We start from the raw sequence: 19,405 nt of genomic DNA, 5'->3' as shown, positions 1-19,405 counted from the left end.
CTCCAGTTGGAGTCAGCAATTCATTGTGATGTTTGTCAGACGGCGAAGTTCAACACAAGCCGACGTTTACTCTGGTGGTAACAAAACCGTAGATTGTAAAACGGTAACCGCTTCGTCACTTCCACCCTGGGCTCTTGACGTTGCCAGGTAGCGTTCGAAGCAGGGTTGTCCGGGTTCGATCGGGCACACATCCGCAAGGCGCGCAAGGTGGTAGGCGGGCTGTGCGCTTACATCCGGGCCGGCGACCCCTGTGCCGGACCGGGCAGGGTTGTTGCCATCCCACTCCCACGGACTGTCGAGCATTGCCTCGCTAAAGGCTGTCACACGGGTACCTGGGGTATTCAGGATATCGTTTTCACTTTGTCGTAATGCAGCTTCTGAAGCCTGAAACGAAATTGCGCTGTCGTGAGCGTTGCTCGCCATTCGCTCCTGCATTACGGATCCCTGCATACCCCCGATGGCTAGCAGGGAGATCAGCAGCAGCATGACAAGCGCGACAATCAACGTCGCCCCGCGCTGGCGCATATTGAGGGGGCTAACGCTATCCATGGACTGTCTCACTCGATTCCGGGTCGCTTTCATTACATTCTCCCCCTGAGTGCGGTGGTGCTGACGGAGATGAGTCGTACACGTCGGTCTCCGTTGTTTGCCTGGGAGACTTCACTGCCAAGCATGTCAAAATTGCGATTGTTCTCTTCTTCCAGAACTTCGTCCTGGCTGCGGGTCATGACCGAGAATCGAACGCTCACGATGGTGTTCCAGTCGACCACCTCGTCGGCGGGGACATAATCATCTGCAGCGCTGGTTCCACCGGTATCTTCGCCATAGAGGATTTGCAGTGTTTCAACGCCGGAGACCAGTTCTTGGGGGGGCTGGAGAGGTGTCATCATGCGCCTGAACAGGGCGGGTTCGCCGTTGGTGCCCTGGCCAATGTAATAAGCCATTGACGTAAACTGGTAGACTCTGGTCTGAGGGTCGTAATTCAGGTTGAAGTTATTGCCGTTGTTCCCCGGGTTGACATTGCCACCGGCCATAGTAACGGAGCTGGAATTAGCGTTGTTGCTCTTCTGGAACATTTCGCCTTCGGAGCAGTCGCCACGGGTTGCTAGAACAACTGATTCGGCCTCCACTCCAGAATTGTCTGCCAAGTTAATGCTGTTACCATTCTGGGGGTTAGCAGAGTTTACGGGCACACCAAGAGAGGTCAGGGCGTTGACAATAATGACATCAGAGTTGGTGATCACTGAGCCGGCAAGGTCAGCAGGCAGGTTTGCACCTGCGGTACCCGAAGCCCAATTACCGGCGCCGGGCGTTGCCATGGCGTTTGCCAGCGTGACGCTATCGCCTGGGCCGGTTCCCGTATACTCCCAGCCCTGGAGTGCCTGGTCCAGTGGCACTACTAGGCCGCCATTTAGGCGGTTGTCGACAACCTGGTCAAGCGGCCTGCCCATTTCCGCGAGGCATCCGAAACTGCCCGCTGAACGGAAATCCGGTGTCAGGACGGCGGAAACAAATCGGGTGCTTTCCTGCGCGTGGGCAAGGCCCTGCGTCTGACGATAGGTTTCATTACCGCTCAGATAAATTTGGATTACTCCAAGGGTAAGAATGAGGCCGAGAGCTGTTGCAATCAGCAGCTCAACCAGCGACAGGCCTGATTGGCTGGCCCCAGGACGAGTATCGGGGGCAGAGGGAGCGCGGAACTTTGACATGATCAAATCTGAGTCCTCACTACTACAGGGTTCATGGCCTGGTCGTTCTGGTTCCAGTCTATGGTGACTGTAACCACGTTGGTTAAGGGATCGACTGCAACGGTACGCTCAGCTTCTGGAAGAAGACAGGCGAGGCTGTTTTCCCAGGCGGCAATGTCGTTGGCTGCAACGGTTGCATTTGCCGGTACGAAAGACGTGGCGCAATCACCACCATCAGCGCCCTGCGCGTCGTCCTGAGCCAGGGCATAGTCACCGGGGTTGTCGGAATTCGCACGAATTCGGTCCAGCAGGTCTTCCGCGAGCAGGACCGCTTGGCTCCGGCTCTGGGACTGAGAGTTCATTTGCAGGGAAACGACCTGTGTTGAAGCAACGCCCAGTATGCCGATGGCAAGGACCAAGACTGTAATGAGTATCTCAATCATGCCAAGACCGGACTGGTGTCTCGGGGAAGCCAGGCCGGAGCGGTGCTTAGAGGTCTGAGTCATAGTTGGAGTCACGGGCATACTTCTCCGTCATCTACTTCGGTTCGTCCAACCGGGCTTACCCGGATCCTTCGGAAGGATATGTCACCACTGGTACAGCCGACCGGAGCGACGGTAAAGGTTTGAGCAGTTTGTGGAACAAGAAACCCGCGCCGATCAAACACCAGATCGCCTACGCTTTCAGTAAAGGTAAGATTACCAGGTGACTCGAACCCGCGAATCTGGTCATTGGTGCAGTCCCCGGCGTCATCGCCTTCGTGCACACACCAACCGCCCCCCAGTCCACCATCGGTACTGAACGTGACGTTTGTGCCGCGTTTGATGGCTTCTGTTCTTGCAAGTTTAATGGATGACACCAGCAAGTTCGTGCCGGTTACCAGCCGATTGCTTTCTATCAGCCTGCCAAAGCCGGGGAGCGCAACAGTCGCAATGATCGCGAGAATGACCATCGTGATGAGTAGTTCTATGAGCGTGAAACCTGCGGTTCTCTTCAACATGCCAAATTCCGTTGGTAAGCCTCAGGTTAGTAAACCAAAGGCGCCATAGATATGCATCGCCTATTCGATGAACGGTCGAACATCCGGTATGGGCGGTATTCGGCGGCTGAAGATGAGGTTTCGGTCACACTCTGGGGGCGACCATCGGGCCTTTGTTCATGGGCCAGGGCAGGTGATGGTCGTTCCCCAGGGAAGTCTGATTTCCCCATCCCCGTCTTCGTCATGGAGTGTCCGAATGCGGCCGCCAATATTGAGGGCCAGGTAACTCATGTCAAATCTTCCGTTGGTTGATGCAGAACACGCGACAAGGCTTCCCATGGTGCCGTGACTCATACCTTTGGCAGATAGCTGGAAGTAGCCTCTTCCGGCTGTTCGGGAATAGAGGCTGGACTGCCCCCTCGTGAGCGTGAACACCCGGTGGACTTTTCCCGCATCCGGTCGCTTGTCGTTGTTTCTGTCTGGAAAGACGGAGACGGCGTTATTCCAGTCATCGGTACACCTCAGCGCGGGAGACAGCGGGCACACGGTGGTCAGGGTTTTCTGGTGGACGGCGTAGGATCGTGCGACGGCAAACATCCGGCGAGTGTCGTTGATCACATCGGTGTGGCGCGTTGAGGAGATAAGCCGAGTCCAGGAGGTGCTGGCAATTCCGGCGAGCATTGCGACCAGCGCGAGCGTGAGAATAAGTTCAACCAGGGTGAAGCCCCTGGTTCGGGCAGAGTATCGCATAGTCAACATCCATGTTGGTGGCTTGGTCTGGGCGCTTTTTTACATCCTGTAGAAAAGCGACATGAATTCTACCGTATATCAATGAACGGTGGTTACCGACGAGAGAATTCTGAGATACCGTTCACTCCATTCCCAGCTTCTTGAGGCGGTACCGAAGCGCTCGAAAGCTGATTCCCAGACGCTTAGCGGCCGCCGTTTTATTCCATCGGGTGGCTTCCAGAGCCTTCTCGATGGCTTGTCTCTCTATGTTCTCCAGGTAGTTTTCCAGGTCAATCTCGCCATCGGGCACCGGGGCAGTCCCGTCATCGTTGGCCTCGCCTTCCGCGATAACCTGGGTGGGGGACGACGCCGTCTGTACACCATTTCCCAGGTGCAGATCGCCGGCATCAATTTGATCGGCATCGCAAAGCGTAAAGGCGCGCTCCAGAACATTTTCGAGTTCCCTTACGTTGCCCGGGAAATCGTACTGTTTGAGCCGCCCGATGGCGCCCTGGGTTAGCGAGGCGGGTTCGCATTCATATTCTTTACCGATTCTTTCGAGAATGTGGCGAGCAAGCAAGGAAATGTCGTCTGGTCGTTCCCGCAGAGGAGGCACAGCCAGTTCAATGACGTTGATCCGGTAGAAAAGGTCTTGCCGAAAAATGCCTTCCTGAACCAGATCTGGAAGGTTCTTATGGGTCGCGCTGAGTACCCGGATATCCACCGGAACTTCCTTGGTATCGCCAACCGGGCGGACAGCCTTTTCCTGAATTGCCCTCAGGAGTTTTACCTGCATTGCCAGAGGCAGGTCAGCAACTTCGTCCAGAAACAAAGTGCCACCGTTGGCAGATCGAAACAGGCCGTCTTTGTTTTCAACGGCCCCGGTAAAGCTGCCCTTTTTGTGCCCAAAAAATTCACTCTCCATCAGTTCAGAGGGGATGGCTCCACAGTTGACAGCTATAAAGGGACCGTCGCGGCGAGGACCCTGCAAATGAATCATTCTTGCGACCAGTTCTTTACCGCTACCCGATTCCCCGCTGATGAAAACAGGTGCCTGGCTCCTGGCCAGTTTCCGAGTTTGGCTTCGGAGTTTTTGAATTTCTGTTGATTTGCCGAGTAACAGACCCGGTTCATCGTCAGTGTCCTGAGTGTTGGCTTCGGCCTCCGACAACCGGAGAGCACTGTTGACCAACTCCCGAAGCCGCGGAAGCTCAACCGGCTTGGACACAAAATCGAAGGCACCGGCCTTCAGGGATTCAATGGCCGTATCCATGTTGCCGTAGGCCGTGATTACAGCCACAGGGGTACAGGGCGTATTCTGCTGTATCCACTGCACAAGCTCGATGCCGTTGCCATCGGGCAGGTTCATGTCTGTCAGGCAGAGCTGTGGTTTGTGTTCACCCAGAAGCTTCTTCGCGCAGGTGATGTCTGGCGCGGTCAGGGTTGTTATTCCCATACGGCTGAGTGTGATTTCCAGAAGGTCCCGGATATCGGGTTCGTCGTCTACGATCAGGGCGGTATGAGTGGTCATTGGATTGTTATCGGTTCCATGTCGTTATTCAGACTACCGGGCTTCCGGATTTGTTAGATCATCCGTCCATGGTGGGCGAATGTAATGCGGAAACAACAGCCGGGCTGGTTGTCATCTACCAGGGACAGGTGAGCCTGATTAGCCTCGCACAGTTCTCGAGCCAGATAAAGGCCGAGTCCCGTCCCACTCTTGTCGGTTGTGAAAAAAGGTTCAAAAACAGACACGCGGTGCTCCGGAGCGATGCCCGGGCCGAAATCGCGAACATCCACGTAGGCGCGCTCGCCATCGGCGGTCACACCTGCATACAGTTCTATGCGTCGTTCGCCTGTCGCCTGTTTACTATACCGGAGGCCATTGTCACAGAGGTTGACCATCACTTGTTCAATCTGGCTGACATCAAAGCGCGCCAGGGGTAGGTTGCGTTCGGTGCGAAGCAGAATTTCGTCGGATTTCTGGTGTTCGTTACTCTGGGTTTGCAGGTAATCGTCACGGAACGCGGATAACCATTTGTCGACATCAATGAGGTCGGTGTCGGCAGTGCGTCGTCTCGACAGGTCAAGCACATTTTCGATGATGCCGTTAACCCGTCGGGAGTGCCGTTCGATGATGTCCAGCATTTTGCGATCCCCCTCATCCAGGTTGGGGGATTCGTTCATCAACTGGGACGCGTGGCTGATAGCGCCCAGCGGGTTCCGAATTTCATGGGCAATACCTGCGGTCAGTCGCCCCAGGGACGCCAGCTTCATTTGCTGGGCCTGTTGCGTCACCCTGCTCATGTCATCGATAAATACCAGAATCTGGTCGCCGCGCTGCTGATCGAGCTGAGTGAAATTGGCCTGTACCACGGGCGAGGTTTGTGTAGCCCGGAAAGGTTCTGTTCTGGGGGCAGGGTCTTTCAGCCAGGCGTCGAGGCCCCTTCGGAGCGGTCGCGGCAGATTTCGTCCCCGGCTGGGTAGTTTCGAGTCCTCGGTGGCAGTGCCAAATAATAATTCTTCCGCAGCAGCATTAGCCAGGCGGATCCGCCCGAACCGGTCGAGAACAAGAATGCCGGTTCTCATGCGTTGGATAATCTGGCGATTGATCTGCTCCAGTTCGGCAATGCTGCGAGCGCGGGAACTGGCAAGCGCTTCGCTGCGCAGCATACGCCGCGATATGTATTGGAGGATGAACGCTGCGGCAAAATAGAGAATGCCCAAGGAGCCGGCACGAACGATTTCATCGGCGGAGTCACCAAACACCAGCACGGACCAGGCCGAGATGCCCAGAGAACAGATAGCGCCCAACGCCGCGTAGAAGGTGCCAATCCTAGTGGGGGTCAGGATATTACCTGCAGCCACGGAAACGATAACCAGATTCGCCAGGCCGTTGGTAATGCCAGTACTGGTGAGCAGTAGCCCATGCAGGAGCAGGATGTCCATCAGTATGGATACAGTGATATGGCGGCTTCTGGGTTGAAAACCTGCCAGCATTATCAGGGCAATAAAGCCATTGATGGCGAGATAGCAGATGACCCCGGCCTGGTAATAATCCATTGCCCGGAAGCGGGAGTCGAAGTTTATGGGGTCCACAAACAGCAATGCCACCAGTATAACGCTGACGACAACGCGGTAGTGGTTATAGATCCGAAACAGCCGGCCCCGCTGGTATGAGGGCGGTGTATCGGTTGTGGGTTGCTGATCAGGAGTGATTGGTTGCGCCATCGTCCAGTGGATATCCCGCGAGAATTCTGATGTCTTGCGGGGTTATAATAGCCTTTTAATGGCAATGAGTTACAGGAGCTGCGTTATGTCCGTGCAAAAGGATGGTCAGGGGCCCGGAAAACTTCGAGTAGTGATGGCCCAACTCGATTTTCTGGTGGGCGATATCCCTGGCAATACCCAAAAGGTGATTGAGGCGACCCGACGCGCGGAGCAGGAGCATCAGGCGGATCTGGTTGTGTTCCCTGAATTGTGTCTTACCGGTTACCCACCGGAAGACCTTTTATTAAGGCCCAGTATGGATTTGCGCGTTGCAGACGCGCTGGAAACCTTGCGCGGGGAGCATCTGGGCCCTGCCATCATCGTGGGGGCCCCGATACGGGAGGGCGCTCTACTATACAACGCTGCGGTCGCCATTGAGCAGGGAAATATAACCGGTCGCTACTTCAAGCGGTTTCCTCCCAATTATCAGGTTTTCGACGAAAAGCGCTATTTTGCGAATGGTGTGGATACCCTGGTCATGGATATCAAAGGGGTGCCAGTGGGCATTACCATCTGTGAGGACATTTGGAGCGAGGGGCCGGTGGAAGACGCTGCCGCGGTAGGCGCCAGACTGGTCGTCAACCTCAATGCATCACCCTACGATATTGACAAGCAGGTGCGGCGAAAGGCTCTGGTAGAACGCAAGGCTTTTGAGAATCGGGTGAGTATTGTCTACGTCAATTTGATCGGCGGGCAGGACGAACTGGTCTTTGATGGTGGCTCTGTGGTTTACGACCATTCCGGGGTGCTTGCAGCCGAAGCACCACAGTTCAGCGAAGGGCTCTATCCGGTGGACTTCGTCTGTGAGCATCATTGCCAGCCAATCCCGCAGCCTGCTGTTGCCGAACCGTCGCTGGAGGAAAATGTCTACAAGGCCCTGGTCTTGGGAGTGCGGGACTACGTCAACAAGAATGGTTTTAAATCCGTTGTCCTGGGGCTCTCCGGCGGTATCGATTCAGCGGTGACCCTGGCTGTTGCGGCGGATGCCCTGGGGGCCGACCGGGTACGCGCGGTGATGATGCCTTTTCGCTATACCTCGGGTATGAGTATTGAAGACGCGGAAGCCGAGGCCGTGGCCCTGGGCGTTCAATACGACGTGTTCTCCATTGAGCCGATGTACGATGCCTTTATGAAAACATTGGCGGCCCCGTTTGAGGGCACGCAACCTGACACCACCGAGGAGAATCTGCAGGCCCGGCTGCGGGGCGTTCTGTTGATGTCTCTGTCCAACAAGTTCGGTTCGCTGGTGCTGACGACTGGCAACAAAAGTGAAATGGCGGTGGGCTACTCGACTCTGTACGGGGATATGGCCGGCGGCTTTGATGTGCTCAAGGACGTTCCCAAAACCCTGGTTTTTCGCCTCGCCTGGTATCGCAACAGTGTTTCGCCGGTGATTCCGGAACGGGTCATTACCCGTCCGCCGTCGGCAGAGCTGGCACCGGATCAGAAAGACGAGGATAGCCTGCCGGGATACGACGTTCTCGATCAGATCCTCAATCTCTACGTGGAGCGGGATCTCAGTGCCGATGCCATTGTGGCTCAGGGGTTCGACAGGGCGGATGTCGATCGCGTGGTGCGGCTGGTGGATATTAACGAATATAAGCGCAGGCAGGCGCCGATAGGCGTGAGAATTACCGAAAGGGGGTTTGGTAAGGATCGGCGTTACCCGATTACCAATGGCTGGAAAAGTGGAAAGTAGATTGCGGTAGGGCTGCCTGATTGCTCGGGCAGCCCTGCCAAATGTTATTCGTCGCCCATCAGGCCGAAGGTGACCACGCTAGACAGGGAGCGGTCCTCGCGTTTGAGTATGTCTGGCTGGAACTCTCCGTTCTCATTGAAGGCGGCGCTGTCCGGGAAGTTCTCTTTCAACATCGCCACGGCATCCGTTGCTCCTTTTTTCAGATCCATGAAACGGAACGTTTCCGCCAGGATAATCAAGGCTTCTTCGACGGACGGCGTCGTTGAATAATTTTCGATAATGTATCGAGCTCGGTTGTTCGCCGCGATGTAGGCTTCACGGCTGATGTAATATCGTGCCGCGTAAAGTTCCAGTTCAGCCAGGCGGTTGCGGATCGCAATCATGCGCTGGCGGGCATCTGGAGCGTATTCGCTGGAGGGGTAGCGGTTCAGCAGCTCGGAAAAGTCCCGGAACGCCTGGCGCTGTTCGCCGGGGTCTCTTGCCGAAACGTCCACCGGGAAGTAGCGGGCAGCCAGGCCAATATCCAGATTATAGGATGCCAGGCCTCGCATATAGAGCGCATAGTCGGCGTGATCGCTCTGTGGATTCAGTCTGAGAAAACGGTCTGCCGCCGCGCGGGCCCCTTCCAGGTCAAGATTCTGGTAGCGGGCATAAATGAGGTCCAATTGGGCCTGTTCCGCATAGCGGCCAAATGGGTAGTAGGTTTCCAGATAGTCGAGGTTCTGCTCGGCTTCGTTGAAGTTGCCCGAGTTCATCGCATCGCGGGCATTTTCGTAATAGGTTTGTTCCGGCAGTACTTCTTCCTGCTTATCGTTCGATGCGCAGGCACTGATGAATAGCGCTGCGGTGGTGACTAGCAGTAATCGGACAACTGATCTCATGCCGGAATCCCGTATAATGGCAAAATTCGAAACGTCGGCCATTGTAACGGGGATCCGTTCACATGTGCAGTGGCACGCGCCGTGGATTCAGAAATTCTGACTCAAACGTAACACTCATACCGGCCCCGGGGGCTCAATGTCATCTGAAAACCGTATTATCGCCAGCTTCTCCATTCCACCGGAGCACAGCGACCGCCGCCTGGATCAGGCTGCGGCCGAACTGATGCCGGAGCACTCGCGCTCCCGACTGCAGGGCTGGATCAAAAGCGGCGCACTGACGGTCAATGGAAAAACCTGTAAGCCCCGGGACAAGGTAATGCTGGGCGACCGGCTCGATCTGGATGCGGAGCCGGAAGCGCAAGTCAGTTGGGAAGCGGAATCGATAGACCTGGATATTGTGTATGAAGACGAGCACCTGTTGGTCATTAACAAGCCTGCGGGCCTCGTGGTCCACCCGGCGGCAGGCCACGCTGACGGCACCCTGGTCAATGCCTTGCTCAACCATGCCCCGGAAGTGGAGAACCTGCCCAGAGCAGGGATTGTGCATCGTCTCGACAAAGATACGTCCGGCATCATGGTGGTAGCGCGCAGCCTGATTGCTCATACATCGCTGGTCGACCAGTTGCAGACCCGGACCATGGGGCGGGAATACGAAGCTATTGTGGTTGGCACCCTTACTGGAGGCTCGACGGTGGATGCACCGATTGGTCGCCACCCTCGTGAACGCAAGAAAATGGCGGTTGTGCCCACCGGTAAGCCGGCGGTAACGCATTATCGCCTGGTGGAGCGCTTCGCAGCGCACACCCACGTTCGCTGTAAGCTGGAGAGCGGCCGTACCCACCAGATACGGGTGCATATGGCCCACGTGAAACATCCATTGGTGGGCGACCCTCAGTATGGCGGTCGGCTACGTCTGCCGAAAGGCACAACAGACGAACTGAGGGACGTGCTTGCCAGTTTCCAGCGGCAGGCGCTCCATGCACGCCAGTTGACATTGGAACACCCGCAAACCGGTGAGATACTGACCTGGGAGGTACCACTGCCCGATGACATCGAGGGTCTGCTGGCCGCACTTCGAAAGCACGTTAAGGAGTTGGAGAACCATGACGTCTGAACTGCCGGTGATTGTCCCTGACTGGCCCGCTCCGTCTTGGGTGCATGCCGCATGCACGACGAGAATGGGCGGGGTCAGCCAAGCGCCGTGGCAATCCCTGAACCTCGGCACGCATGTGGGAGATCATCCCGATGATGTTGCGAAAAATCGGTCCCTGCTTGGGCAGTGGGCTGAGCCCGGCGCTCAGTCGTTCGGTTGGCTTAACCAGGTTCATGGTACTGACGTTGTTGAGTTGCCGCAGTCGGGTGCGGTCACCGCGGATGCCAGTGTGACCTCCCAGCCTGGGGTGGCATGTGTGGTGATGACAGCGGACTGTCTTCCGGTGCTTTTCTGTAACCCCGCCAGTGGCCAGGTGGCCGCTGCCCATGCTGGCTGGCGCGGCTTGTGTGGTGGTGTTCTGGAGCGAACGGTTGAGTATCTGGGTAATCCTGCTGCCGTCCTGGCGTGGTTGGGGCCGGCCATTGGTCCTGAGCAGTTTGAGGTTGGCCCCGAGGTCAGGGAGGCTTTCCTGATGAGCGATTCCCAATCGGGTGATGCGTTCATTTCCAGCCCTCGAAACCCTACCCATTATCTTGCGGATATCTATGAGCTTGCCCGGCAGAGGCTGGCAATGGCAGGTGTGCTTCAGGTCTACGGTGGTGAATTCTGCACGGTGACCGATCGTGAGCGTTTTTTCTCCTATCGTCGAGACGGGCAAACCGGGAGAATGGCAAGCCTGATATTCATCTCATGACATTCGTCAATTTTCTGACACTTTCCCGTCCGGTCTGCTTGAACTCCCACCAATCGCCCCTACATTAACTGTCAAAGCAGACGCAATGTCGCCGATGGAATTCTCCCATCGGTTCAGTGACAGAGATTTGGGAAGACCGAATTATGAGAATCGACAAACTGACCAGCAAACTCCAGACAGCACTGGCCGACGCCCAGTCGCTAGCGGTAGGCAGGGATCACAACTTTATAGAACCCGTGCACCTGATGCAGGCGCTGATGGACCAGGAAGGCAGCTCCATCAAGCCGCTGTTGAAACAATCGGGCGCTGAGCCTTCCCGGATACGCCAGGCTGTGGCCCGGGAGATTGAAAACCTGCCGGAAGTGCAGGGCTCTGCCGGCGATGTCTCTATGTCAAACGATATGGGCCGGCTCTTCAATATTGCCGACAAGCTGGCGCAGAAACGTGGTGACCAGTTCATTTCCAGCGAATTGCTGCTGCTGGCCGCACTAGAGGATCGGGGCAGCCTTGGGCGGGTTCTGCGGGAGCAGGGTGTCGACAAATCCGCATTGGAGCGTGCCATCGATGAGGTCAGAGGCGGTGAGTCGGTTGACGATGCGTCTGCAGAAGAGCATCGACAGGCGCTTTCCAAATACACCATTGATCTGACCGAACGTGCCGAGGCTGGCAAATTGGACCCGGTGATTGGTCGCGATGATGAAATCCGTCGGACCATTCAGGTACTGCAGCGTCGTCGCAAGAACAATCCGGTGCTCATTGGTGAGCCCGGTGTGGGTAAAACCGCAATTGTAGAAGGACTTGCCCAGCGCATTGTCAACGGCGAGGTGCCAGAAGGGCTCAAGAACAAGCGCGTGCTGTCTTTGGATATGGGCTCGCTGATTGCGGGCGCCAAGTTCCGGGGTGAGTTTGAAGAGCGCCTCAAATCCGTGCTGAATGAGTTGTCCAAGCAGGAAGGACAGATCATCCTGTTCATCGACGAAATTCACACCATGGTCGGCGCCGGTAAAGCGGAAGGTTCCATGGACGCCGGCAATATGCTCAAGCCCGCCCTGTCGCGCGGGGAGCTACATTGCGTGGGCGCCACCACCCTTGACGAGTATCGCGAAAATATTGAGAAAGACGCCGCCCTTGAGCGTCGGTTCCAGAAGGTATTGGTCTCCGAGCCTACCGAGGAGGACACCATCGCGATCCTCCGCGGCCTGAAGGAGCGCTACGAAGTTCATCACGGCGTGGAGGTCACAGACGGTGCCATCATCGCAGCGGCCAAGTTGTCTCATCGTTACATCGCTGACCGTCAGTTGCCGGACAAGGCCATTGATCTGGTGGATGAGGCTGCAAGCCAGATCCGCATGGAGATGGACTCCAAGCCAGAAGCGCTGGATCGCCTTGAGCGGCGTCTGATCCAATTGAAAATAGAGCGGGAGGCGTTGAAAAAGGAAACCGATGCCGCCTCCAAGAAGCGGCTTTCTGAGCTCTCGGATGTCATCTCCGATATCGAGCGTGAGTACGCGGACCTGGAAGAGGTCTGGAATACCGAAAAAGCGGCACTGCATGGTTCCCAGAAGATCAAGAGTCAACTGGAACAAGCCCGGATCGACCTGGAAAATGCCCGCCGTGCCGGCGATCTCGGGCGCATGTCGGAGTTGCAATACGGCCGGATTCCGGAGCTGGAGCGCCAACTGGATATGGCGAGCCAGGCGGAAATGATGGAGATGAAGCTGCTGCGTAACCGCGTGACCGATGAGGAAATCGCCGAAGTGGTGTCCAAGTGGACGGGTATTCCGGTTTCGAAGATGCTCGAGGGCGAACGCGACAAGCTGATGCGAATGGAGGAAGCCCTCCATGGACGTGTCATCGGTCAGGACGAAGCCGTTGAGGCCGTGTCCAACGCGGTTCGTCGGTCCCGTGCAGGACTGTCAGACCCTCACCGCCCTAATGGTTCTTTCCTGTTCCTGGGGCCGACCGGTGTGGGTAAGACCGAGCTCTGCAAAGCCCTGGCGTCGTTCCTCTTCGATACCGAGGAGGCCATGGTTCGAATCGACATGTCTGAGTTCATGGAGAAGCATTCCGTCGCTCGGCTGATCGGTGCCCCTCCGGGATACGTTGGTTATGAAGAGGGTGGCTACCTGACCGAGGCCGTCCGTCGCCGGCCCTACTCAGTGTTGTTGTTGGATGAAGTTGAGAAGGCGCACCCGGACGTATTTAATATCCTGTTGCAGGTGCTTGAGGATGGGCGTCTTACAGATGGTCAGGGCAGAACGGTGGATTTTCGCAATACCGTCATCGTGATGACCTCAAACCTGGGGTCGGACATCATTCAGCAGAAAGCGGGTGAGGAAAACTACGAGGCCATGAAGAAGGACGTTATGGACGTAGTGGGTACTCACTTCAGGCCAGAGTTCATTAACCGGGTGGATGAAGTGGTGGTGTTTCATCCGCTGGCTGAAAGCCAGATTCAGGGCATTGCCCGGATTCAGATTAATGCTCTGGGCAAGCGCCTGAAAGAGCAGGATATGTCGTTGATGCTGGACGACGCTGCGATGGAGCTGCTGGCGGAAGTTGGCTACGACCCCGTTTACGGTGCTCGTCCATTGAAGCGGGCCATTCAGCGGATGATTGAGAATCCGCTGGCCCAGAGGTTATTGCAAGGGGACTTCCTGCCCGGTGATACCATTCGTGGGTCGGTCAAAGATCATGGTTTGGAGTTCTTGAAAGCGTAATGTCAGGAGCGACGAGGCGGAGCATTGTGCTCTCCCTCGTCCGGATCCAACCAGAGTGTCTCTTGCATTAACCTTCGGCAGGTTCGCCGCAGTTTTCCTCTGCGATTTTCTCAAACTGCTGTTTCTGCTCCTCGATTTCTTCGGGGGTCAGATACCGCAGTTCCCCTTCCTCTTCTATACGGATCCTGCTGTTCTGCTGAATTAGCTTAAGATTGGTGCGTGCGGTTTCGCAGTTGGCTTCCCGTTGTTTGCGCCGCGCTTCCTCTACGGCGCTTTCCTGGCGTTTCTCGCTTTCTTTGGCTTCCCGGGTTTCGAGCTGTTCCAATTGTTCCTGCGGGCTCATCCGGTTGCCTCCGGAGGATTTGCCGGTGCGAACATTGACGGACTCCGCCTGCTGTCCTGTTGGCTGCCGATCGCCAAAGTGCGTAACCCCGTCTTCGTCGGTCCATTTATACACGGAAGCCGCGAAAGCCATTGCTGGTGTCGCAGCCAGAAGTACTGCCAGGGTGAGGGTTTTTCTGTTCATGCCGTTACTCATTCCGCGTTAGCCTTGTCGAAGTTCCGCCCATAGCGGCCCCGTCTCTATGTTAGCCTATGTTTATCATGCCATTTGTAAAGGCAAGTTTCTTCAATCTGGTTCAAATAGTTGCACAAAGTATGGCAGACCTTCGGTGGGTACGGGCAGAGAAAACAGCCGCCGCTATTGACAGGGAGTTTAGCGCTGTCAAAATTACCGATTGCCTGAAGACTGGGGTCAATACGGCAGGCAATCCCGAGCGAGTATCCCCCGTTAATTACCACACTGAATGCCCCGCGCAGGTCGCGGACTGGTTGTTGCTTACGTGCAACCCGTTGATTGGCCGTTCTCCGCAACCCTCAGGAGGGCGGCTGGCCAGGAGACAACCTCTTAATAGCTGGTGTGGCGGAGTATCCGGTTCAGCTTTCACAAGAAGCATGATGTCCGGACATCCAGGCAACCGGGACGTTTCCCGGCTCATTCACTCGTAGAAGAGGGTAGAACATCGTGGAGTTATTGTCTGGCGCCGATATGCTGATCCGGTCCCTGCAAGATGAGGGGATCGAATACATATATGGCTATCCGGGTGGTGCAGCGTTGCATATTTATGACGCGCTGTTCAGGCAGGACAAAGTCAAGCACATTCTGGTGCGTCACGAGCAGGCTGCGGTCCACATGGCCGACGGTTATGCCCGTGCTACCGGATTACCGGGCACCGTTCTGGTGACCTCGGGTCCTGGAGCCACCAACACCATCACTGGCATTGCCACTGCCTTCATGGATTCCATCCCGATGGTGGTCCTGTGCGGTCAGGTTGCATCGACTCTGATTGGTGAAGATGCATTCCAGGAGACCGATATGATCGGTGTTTCCCGTCCTGTCGTGAAACACAACCTGAGTGTCCGTCATCCGGAAGAGATCCCCGAGATCGTTCGCAAGGCCTATTACATTGCCTCGACAGGTCGTCCCGGGCCGGTTGTTGTTGATATCCCGAAAGATATGACAACGCCAAACGAGCGCTACGAGTATGTCTTTCCCAAGAAGGTCAAGCTCCGTTCGTACAATCCGGCCATTCGTGGCCACGCTGGGCAGATCAAGAAAGCCGTCGATATGCTCTTGGCAGCCAAGCGTCCCATTATTTATGCGGGCGGCGGTGTCATCCTCGGCAAAGCCACGGATCAGCTGACCGAGTTGGTCAGGATGTTGGGTTATCCGATTACCAACACTCTGATGGGCATTGGATGTTATCCGGCCTCCGATACTCAGCACATCGGCTGGCTGGGTATGCATGGCACCTACGAATCAAACATGGCCATGCATCATTCGGATCTTATCCTCTGTGTGGGTGCGCGATTCGATGACCGGGTGACCAATGCGACAGAAAAATTCTGTCCCGGTGCCCGCATTGTCCATATCGATATCGACCCGGCCTCCATCTCCAAAACCATTGATGCGGATGTTCCCATTGTTGGCCCGGTGGATGCGGTGCTTAAGGAAATGATCACTCTCGTCAAAGAGAGCAAGGAAAAGCCTGACGCCGATGCAATTGCTGCCTGGTGGAAGCAGATTGAAGAGTGGCGGGCATTCCATGGCATGCGTTACGAGACCAGCCCGGATGTCATCAAGCCTCAGGAAGTGGTGGAGGCGCTCTGGAAGCTTACCAATGGTGAAGCCTTTGTGACCTCCGATGTGGGTCAGCACCAGATGTTTGCAGCCCAGTACTACAAGTTTGATAAACCCAATCGCTGGATCAACTCCGGCGGCCTTGGCACCATGGGCTTCGGCCTGCCAGCGGCTATGGGGGTCAAGTTGAACTTCCCCGATGACGAGGTGCTTTGCATTACCGGTGAAGGCAGTATCCAGATGAATATCCAGGAGCTGTCGACCTGTAGTCAGTACGATATTCCAGTAAAGATCATCAATCTGAATAACCAGGCCCTTGGTATGGTCAAGCAGTGGCAGGACATGAACTACGAGTCCCGTCACTCCCAGTCCTACATGGAGTCCCTGCCGGACTTCATCAAACTGGCAGAGGCCTATGGTCACGTTGGTGTCCGAATCGACCGAAAGGAAGATCTGGTGCCAAAGCTCAAAGAAGTGCTGGCGATGAAAGACCGGCTGGTTTTCGTTGATATCTACGTGGACCGTTTTGAACACGTCTACCCGATGCAGGTGGCCCGTGGTTCAATGAAGGACATGTGGCTCAGCAAGACGGAGAGGGTCTGATCATGCGTCGAATCATTTCTGTTTTGCTTGAAAACGAGCCCGGTGCACTGTCCCGTGTTGTTGGTCTGTTCTCGCAGCGTAACTACAACATTGAAACGTTGACGGTGGCGCCGACCGAGGACGAAACCCTGTCGCGCCTGACGGTAACGACCACAGGCTCGGACAAAGTCATCGAGCAGATCACCAAGCAGCTCAACAAGCTGATTGAAGTGGTCAAGCTGGTGGATCTGACGGAAGGCTCCCACATCGAGCGTGAGCTGATGCTGGTCAAGCTCAAGGCCACTGGGTCCCAGCGTGCCGAGATCAAGCGTACGGTTGATATCTTCCGTGGTCAGATCGTGGATGTTACCAGCTCGGTCTATACCGTTCAGTTGGCCGGTGCCAGTGAAAAACTGGACGGCTTTATTCAGGCGGTGGGTACCTCGGGCGTGCTTGAGGTTGTTCGCAGCGGGGTTTCGGGCATCGCCCGTGGTGAAAAGGTATTAAGCCTGTAACAGGCACTGACATCATTCTGTACAATGACGGCCCCCAAAAGGCCAATACAATATTATAGAGGTTTTCCATGCAGGTTTATTACGATAAGGATTGTGATCTTTCCATCATTCAGGGCAAGAAAGTTGCCATCATCGGTTTTGGCTCACAGGGGCACGCGCATGCATGCAACCTGAAAGAGTCCGGTGTGGATGTAACGGTTGGTCTGCGCCCAGGTTCTTCTTCCATTGCCAAGGCGGAAGCCTATGGCCTCAAAACCAGTGACGTTCCCGCAGCAGTTGCCGCAGCGGATGTAGTTATGGTTCTGACGCCGGACGAGTTCCAGGCCCAACTGTATAACGCAGAGATCGAGCCGAATCTGAAGCAGGGCGCCACTCTGGCGTTTGCCCACGGTTTTGCGATCCACTACAACCAGATCGTGCCGCGCAAAGATCTGGATGTGATCATGATTGCCCCGAAAGCGCCGGGCCACACTGTGCGCACCGAATTTACCCGTGGCGGCGGTATCCCTGATCTGATTGCCATCTTCCAGGATGCTTCCGGCAACGCCAAGAACCTGGCGCTCTCGTACGCCAGCGGTATCGGTGGCGGCCGCACCGGCATCATCGAAACCACCTTCAAGGATGAGACTGAAACCGATCTGTTTGGTGAGCAGGCTGTTCTCTGTGGTGGTACCGTTGAGCTGGTAAAGGCGGCCTTCGAAACACTCGTGGATGCCGGTTACGAGCCTGAAATGGCGTACTTCGAGTGTCTGCACGAGCTGAAGCTGATTGTTGACCTGATGTACGAGGGCGGTATTGCCAACATGAACTACTCCATCTCCAACAACGCGGAGTATGGTGAGTACGTGACTGGTCCGGAGATCATCAACGAGCAATCCCGCGAAGCTATGCGCAATGCCTTGAAGCGCATCCAGACCGGTGAATACGCCAAGATGTTTATTCAGGAAGGCAGCAGCAACTACCCGTCCATGACGGCCCGTCGCCGCATTAATGCCGAGCATCAGATTGAGACCGTTGGCGAAAAACTGCGCTCCATGATGCCCTGGATCTCCGCGAACAAGATCGTGGACAAAGACAAAAACTGATCCGGTACCTCGGACTGGTTTGGAAAACGCGGCCCGGGTGGCCGCGTTTTTCGTATATACTCCGCCTAAATGCTTTCCGGAGTGATTGGAATGACTGATGAAAAGAAGCAGGCCGAAACACAGGCTGAAAAGAAAGATGTTCGGGGACGGTCAGACGCCTCTGGTCATGAACATGATATTGAGTCCGGCGAAGTTGTCGAGGAAGAGTTGGTAGAGGGGGCGCCGGTTCGTCGCAAGGGGATATACCTGCTGCCTAATGCGCTGACAACGGCTTCCCTGTTCTCTGGCTTCTACGCGATCGTTTCCGCCGCAAACGGCGTATTCGACAATGCCGCGATTGCGATCTTTGTATCCATGATCCTGGATGGGCTTGACGGTCGGGTTGCCAGGTTGACCAATACTCAGAGTAAGTTCGGCGAGGAATACGACAGTCTCGCGGATATGGTCGCCTTTGGTGTGGCTCCGGGTATGGTGGCGTTCTTCTGGTCGCTGAACAGTCTTGGTCAGGTTGGTTGGGCTATTACCTTTATCTATGTGGCGGGAGCTGCTTTGCGGTTGGCACGATTCAACACCCAGATCGGCTCCATGGACAAGAAGTTTTTCGTGGGGCTGCCCAGTCCTGCGGCTGCAGCGTGTGTTGCCGGGTTAGTGTGGTGTTTTCATGCGATGGAGCCGGCCAGTTGGCTAACCCTCATGACGATCATCGTCGTTGGCGGTTGTGGTGTGTTGATGGTCAGCAACATTCTCTATAAGAGTTTCAAGGACCTGGATATGCGGGGGCGGGTGCCGTTCGCTGCAATACTCCTGGTGGTGCTGATGTTTGTGGTTGTCGCGCTTGATCCGGCAACAGTCCTGTTTAGCGGGTTCCTTGTCTATGCGTTGTCGGGGCCGGTTTTTGCACTGTTTAGAAAATCGCGCCGCTCGGCAGGCGAGTCGGCGTAATTTCGGCCTGAAAAATGAACGTTCTGATTGCGGTTTGATCAGCGTTATAGGGGGTAACCGAAACAGAGTAAAATTAATTGATTAACCTCGTTGACACATTCTCAGGGCTCTGTAGAATGCGCATCTCTTTCGAGGGGAACGCCCACCGAGGCGGACCAGAAATTGAAAGGCAACCGTTTGAATTTGTTGGCAGTTTTTCGGTTTAAAACCGAAGTCAAAATAAACGGTTGACAAGGCAGCGATTCGATGTAGAATACGCCACCTTGATCGGGCAAGCCCCGAACGCTCTTTAAAAAGTTAACCAAGTAATTCGTGTGGGCGCTGGCCG

At 55.7% G+C, this 19,405-nt stretch carries 18 protein-coding genes; 8 read left to right on the top strand and 10 right to left on the bottom strand.

Annotated elements, in window-relative coordinates:
- Window positions 1-66: 66 nt before the first annotated feature.
- From AXW11_RS07595 to AXW11_RS07565, 7 genes are all read right to left on the bottom strand, one after another.
- On the bottom strand, window positions 67-582 hold the full coding sequence (locus AXW11_RS07595) for a pilus assembly PilX family protein (protein ID WP_052479559.1): 516 nt from the start codon (window positions 580-582) through the stop codon (window positions 67-69).
- Window positions 582-1,709, bottom strand: a complete 1,128-nt coding sequence (locus AXW11_RS07590) for a PilW family protein (protein ID WP_041335408.1) — start codon at window positions 1,707-1,709, stop codon at window positions 582-584. The genes AXW11_RS07595 and AXW11_RS07590 overlap by 1 nt, the downstream gene beginning before the upstream one ends.
- A 2-nt stretch (window positions 1,710-1,711) precedes the next feature.
- Window positions 1,712-2,194 carry a type IV pilus modification protein PilV gene (gene pilV / locus AXW11_RS07585; RefSeq protein ID WP_052479560.1) on the bottom strand — a complete coding sequence of 161 codons (483 nt, stop codon included), beginning with the start codon at window positions 2,192-2,194 and terminating at the stop codon, window positions 1,712-1,714.
- A gap of 8 nt (window positions 2,195-2,202) precedes the next feature.
- Window positions 2,203-2,688 carry a GspH/FimT family pseudopilin gene (locus tag AXW11_RS07580; RefSeq protein ID WP_052479561.1) on the bottom strand — a complete coding sequence of 162 codons (486 nt, stop codon included), beginning with the start codon at window positions 2,686-2,688 and terminating at the stop codon, window positions 2,203-2,205.
- 156 nt (window positions 2,689-2,844) lie between these two features.
- Window positions 2,845-3,417: a GspH/FimT family pseudopilin gene (locus AXW11_RS07575; RefSeq protein WP_177190641.1), complete on the bottom strand. Its 573-nt coding sequence runs from the start codon at window positions 3,415-3,417 to the stop codon at window positions 2,845-2,847.
- A gap of 121 nt (window positions 3,418-3,538) precedes the next feature.
- Complete coding sequence (locus tag AXW11_RS07570; protein ID WP_091643414.1) at window positions 3,539-4,927, bottom strand: sigma-54-dependent transcriptional regulator; 1,389 nt, start codon at window positions 4,925-4,927, stop codon at window positions 3,539-3,541.
- A gap of 53 nt (window positions 4,928-4,980) precedes the next feature.
- A complete protein-coding gene (locus AXW11_RS07565; protein ID WP_091643411.1) occupies window positions 4,981-6,627 on the bottom strand; it encodes a sensor histidine kinase in 1,647 nt (548 codons plus the stop codon).
- 85 nt (window positions 6,628-6,712) lie between these two features.
- Between AXW11_RS07565 and AXW11_RS07560 the strand changes: the two genes are divergently transcribed.
- Window positions 6,713-8,365 (top strand): NAD+ synthase, encoded by a 1,653-nt coding sequence (locus AXW11_RS07560; RefSeq protein ID WP_091643408.1) that lies wholly within the window; start codon window positions 6,713-6,715, stop codon window positions 8,363-8,365.
- A gap of 44 nt (window positions 8,366-8,409) precedes the next feature.
- On the opposite strand, the gene AXW11_RS07555 is transcribed toward AXW11_RS07560, so the two are convergent.
- Window positions 8,410-9,246, bottom strand: a complete 837-nt coding sequence (locus tag AXW11_RS07555; protein WP_041336829.1) for an outer membrane protein assembly factor BamD — start codon at window positions 9,244-9,246, stop codon at window positions 8,410-8,412.
- 136 nt (window positions 9,247-9,382) lie between these two features.
- Between AXW11_RS07555 and rluD the strand changes: the two genes are divergently transcribed.
- The 3 genes from rluD to clpB all read left to right on the top strand — a co-directional run bounded on the left by rluD (window position 9,383) and on the right by clpB (window position 13,813).
- On the top strand, window positions 9,383-10,360 hold the full coding sequence (gene rluD / locus AXW11_RS07550; protein WP_036203682.1) for a 23S rRNA pseudouridine(1911/1915/1917) synthase RluD: 978 nt from the start codon (window positions 9,383-9,385) through the stop codon (window positions 10,358-10,360).
- On the top strand, window positions 10,350-11,093 hold the full coding sequence (pgeF, locus tag AXW11_RS07545; RefSeq protein WP_075195694.1) for a peptidoglycan editing factor PgeF: 744 nt from the start codon (window positions 10,350-10,352) through the stop codon (window positions 11,091-11,093). Before rluD ends, pgeF begins: the two co-directional genes overlap by 11 nt.
- Window positions 11,094-11,236: 143 nt before the next feature.
- Window positions 11,237-13,813, top strand: a complete 2,577-nt coding sequence (gene clpB, locus AXW11_RS07540) for an ATP-dependent chaperone ClpB (protein ID WP_091643405.1) — start codon at window positions 11,237-11,239, stop codon at window positions 13,811-13,813.
- A 67-nt stretch (window positions 13,814-13,880) separates the two neighbouring features.
- Here the strand turns inward: clpB and AXW11_RS07535 are convergent, their stop codons facing one another.
- Window positions 13,881-14,339, bottom strand: a complete 459-nt coding sequence (locus tag AXW11_RS07535; RefSeq protein WP_164732080.1) for a DUF4124 domain-containing protein — start codon at window positions 14,337-14,339, stop codon at window positions 13,881-13,883.
- A gap of 498 nt (window positions 14,340-14,837) precedes the next feature.
- Here AXW11_RS07535 and AXW11_RS07530 point away from each other — a divergent pair, with 498 nt between their 5' ends.
- From AXW11_RS07530 to pssA, 4 genes are all read left to right on the top strand, one after another.
- Complete coding sequence (locus tag AXW11_RS07530; RefSeq protein ID WP_091643400.1) at window positions 14,838-16,556, top strand: acetolactate synthase 3 large subunit; 1,719 nt, start codon at window positions 14,838-14,840, stop codon at window positions 16,554-16,556.
- A 2-nt stretch (window positions 16,557-16,558) separates the two neighbouring features.
- The gene (gene ilvN, locus AXW11_RS07525) at window positions 16,559-17,050 is read left to right on the top strand and encodes an acetolactate synthase small subunit (protein ID WP_007155058.1); all 492 of its coding nucleotides are present in this window, start codon (window positions 16,559-16,561) and stop codon (window positions 17,048-17,050) included.
- Between the two features lie 68 nt (window positions 17,051-17,118).
- Window positions 17,119-18,135, top strand: a complete 1,017-nt coding sequence (gene ilvC / locus AXW11_RS07520) for a ketol-acid reductoisomerase (RefSeq protein ID WP_007155057.1) — start codon at window positions 17,119-17,121, stop codon at window positions 18,133-18,135.
- 90 nt (window positions 18,136-18,225) lie between these two features.
- Window positions 18,226-19,077 (top strand): CDP-diacylglycerol--serine O-phosphatidyltransferase, encoded by an 852-nt coding sequence (pssA, locus tag AXW11_RS07515; RefSeq protein ID WP_041335418.1) that lies wholly within the window; start codon window positions 18,226-18,228, stop codon window positions 19,075-19,077.
- Window positions 19,078-19,178: 101 nt separating this feature from the next.
- Here the strand turns inward: pssA and AXW11_RS07510 are convergent.
- The coding region (locus tag AXW11_RS07510) for a hypothetical protein (protein ID WP_286792061.1) at window positions 19,179-19,405 on the bottom strand (227 nt) is incomplete at its 5' end.

Source organism: Marinobacter sp. Hex_13, from assembly GCF_001566815.1.
In the GTDB taxonomy this organism is placed as follows: domain Bacteria; phylum Pseudomonadota; class Gammaproteobacteria; order Pseudomonadales; family Oleiphilaceae; genus Marinobacter; species Marinobacter salarius.
The sequence above is the reverse complement of the archived record's forward strand: the minus strand, read 5'-3'. Positions and strand labels throughout refer to the sequence as shown.

Coding starts and splice junctions, on each gene's coding strand:
- AXW11_RS07595 (WP_052479559.1), bottom strand. CDS start 582: ATGAAAGCGACCCGGAATCGAGTGAGACAGTCCATGGATAGCGTTAGC.
- AXW11_RS07590 (WP_041335408.1), bottom strand. CDS start 1,709: ATGTCAAAGTTCCGCGCTCCCTCTGCCCCCGATACTCGTCCTGGGGCC.
- pilV (WP_052479560.1), bottom strand. CDS start 2,194: ATGACTCAGACCTCTAAGCACCGCTCCGGCCTGGCTTCCCCGAGACAC.
- AXW11_RS07580 (WP_052479561.1), bottom strand. CDS start 2,688: ATGTTGAAGAGAACCGCAGGTTTCACGCTCATAGAACTACTCATCACG.
- AXW11_RS07575 (WP_177190641.1), bottom strand. CDS start 3,417: ATGCGATACTCTGCCCGAACCAGGGGCTTCACCCTGGTTGAACTTATT.
- AXW11_RS07570 (WP_091643414.1), bottom strand. CDS start 4,927: ATGACCACTCATACCGCCCTGATCGTAGACGACGAACCCGATATCCGG.
- AXW11_RS07565 (WP_091643411.1), bottom strand. CDS start 6,627: ATGGCGCAACCAATCACTCCTGATCAGCAACCCACAACCGATACACCG.
- AXW11_RS07560 (WP_091643408.1), top strand. CDS start 6,713: ATGTCCGTGCAAAAGGATGGTCAGGGGCCCGGAAAACTTCGAGTAGTG.
- AXW11_RS07555 (WP_041336829.1), bottom strand. CDS start 9,246: ATGAGATCAGTTGTCCGATTACTGCTAGTCACCACCGCAGCGCTATTC.
- rluD (WP_036203682.1), top strand. CDS start 9,383: ATGTCATCTGAAAACCGTATTATCGCCAGCTTCTCCATTCCACCGGAG.
- pgeF (WP_075195694.1), top strand. CDS start 10,350: ATGACGTCTGAACTGCCGGTGATTGTCCCTGACTGGCCCGCTCCGTCT.
- clpB (WP_091643405.1), top strand. CDS start 11,237: ATGAGAATCGACAAACTGACCAGCAAACTCCAGACAGCACTGGCCGAC.
- AXW11_RS07535 (WP_164732080.1), bottom strand. CDS start 14,339: ATGAACAGAAAAACCCTCACCCTGGCAGTACTTCTGGCTGCGACACCA.
- ilvN (WP_007155058.1), top strand. CDS start 16,559: ATGCGTCGAATCATTTCTGTTTTGCTTGAAAACGAGCCCGGTGCACTG.
- ilvC (WP_007155057.1), top strand. CDS start 17,119: ATGCAGGTTTATTACGATAAGGATTGTGATCTTTCCATCATTCAGGGC.
- pssA (WP_041335418.1), top strand. CDS start 18,226: ATGACTGATGAAAAGAAGCAGGCCGAAACACAGGCTGAAAAGAAAGAT.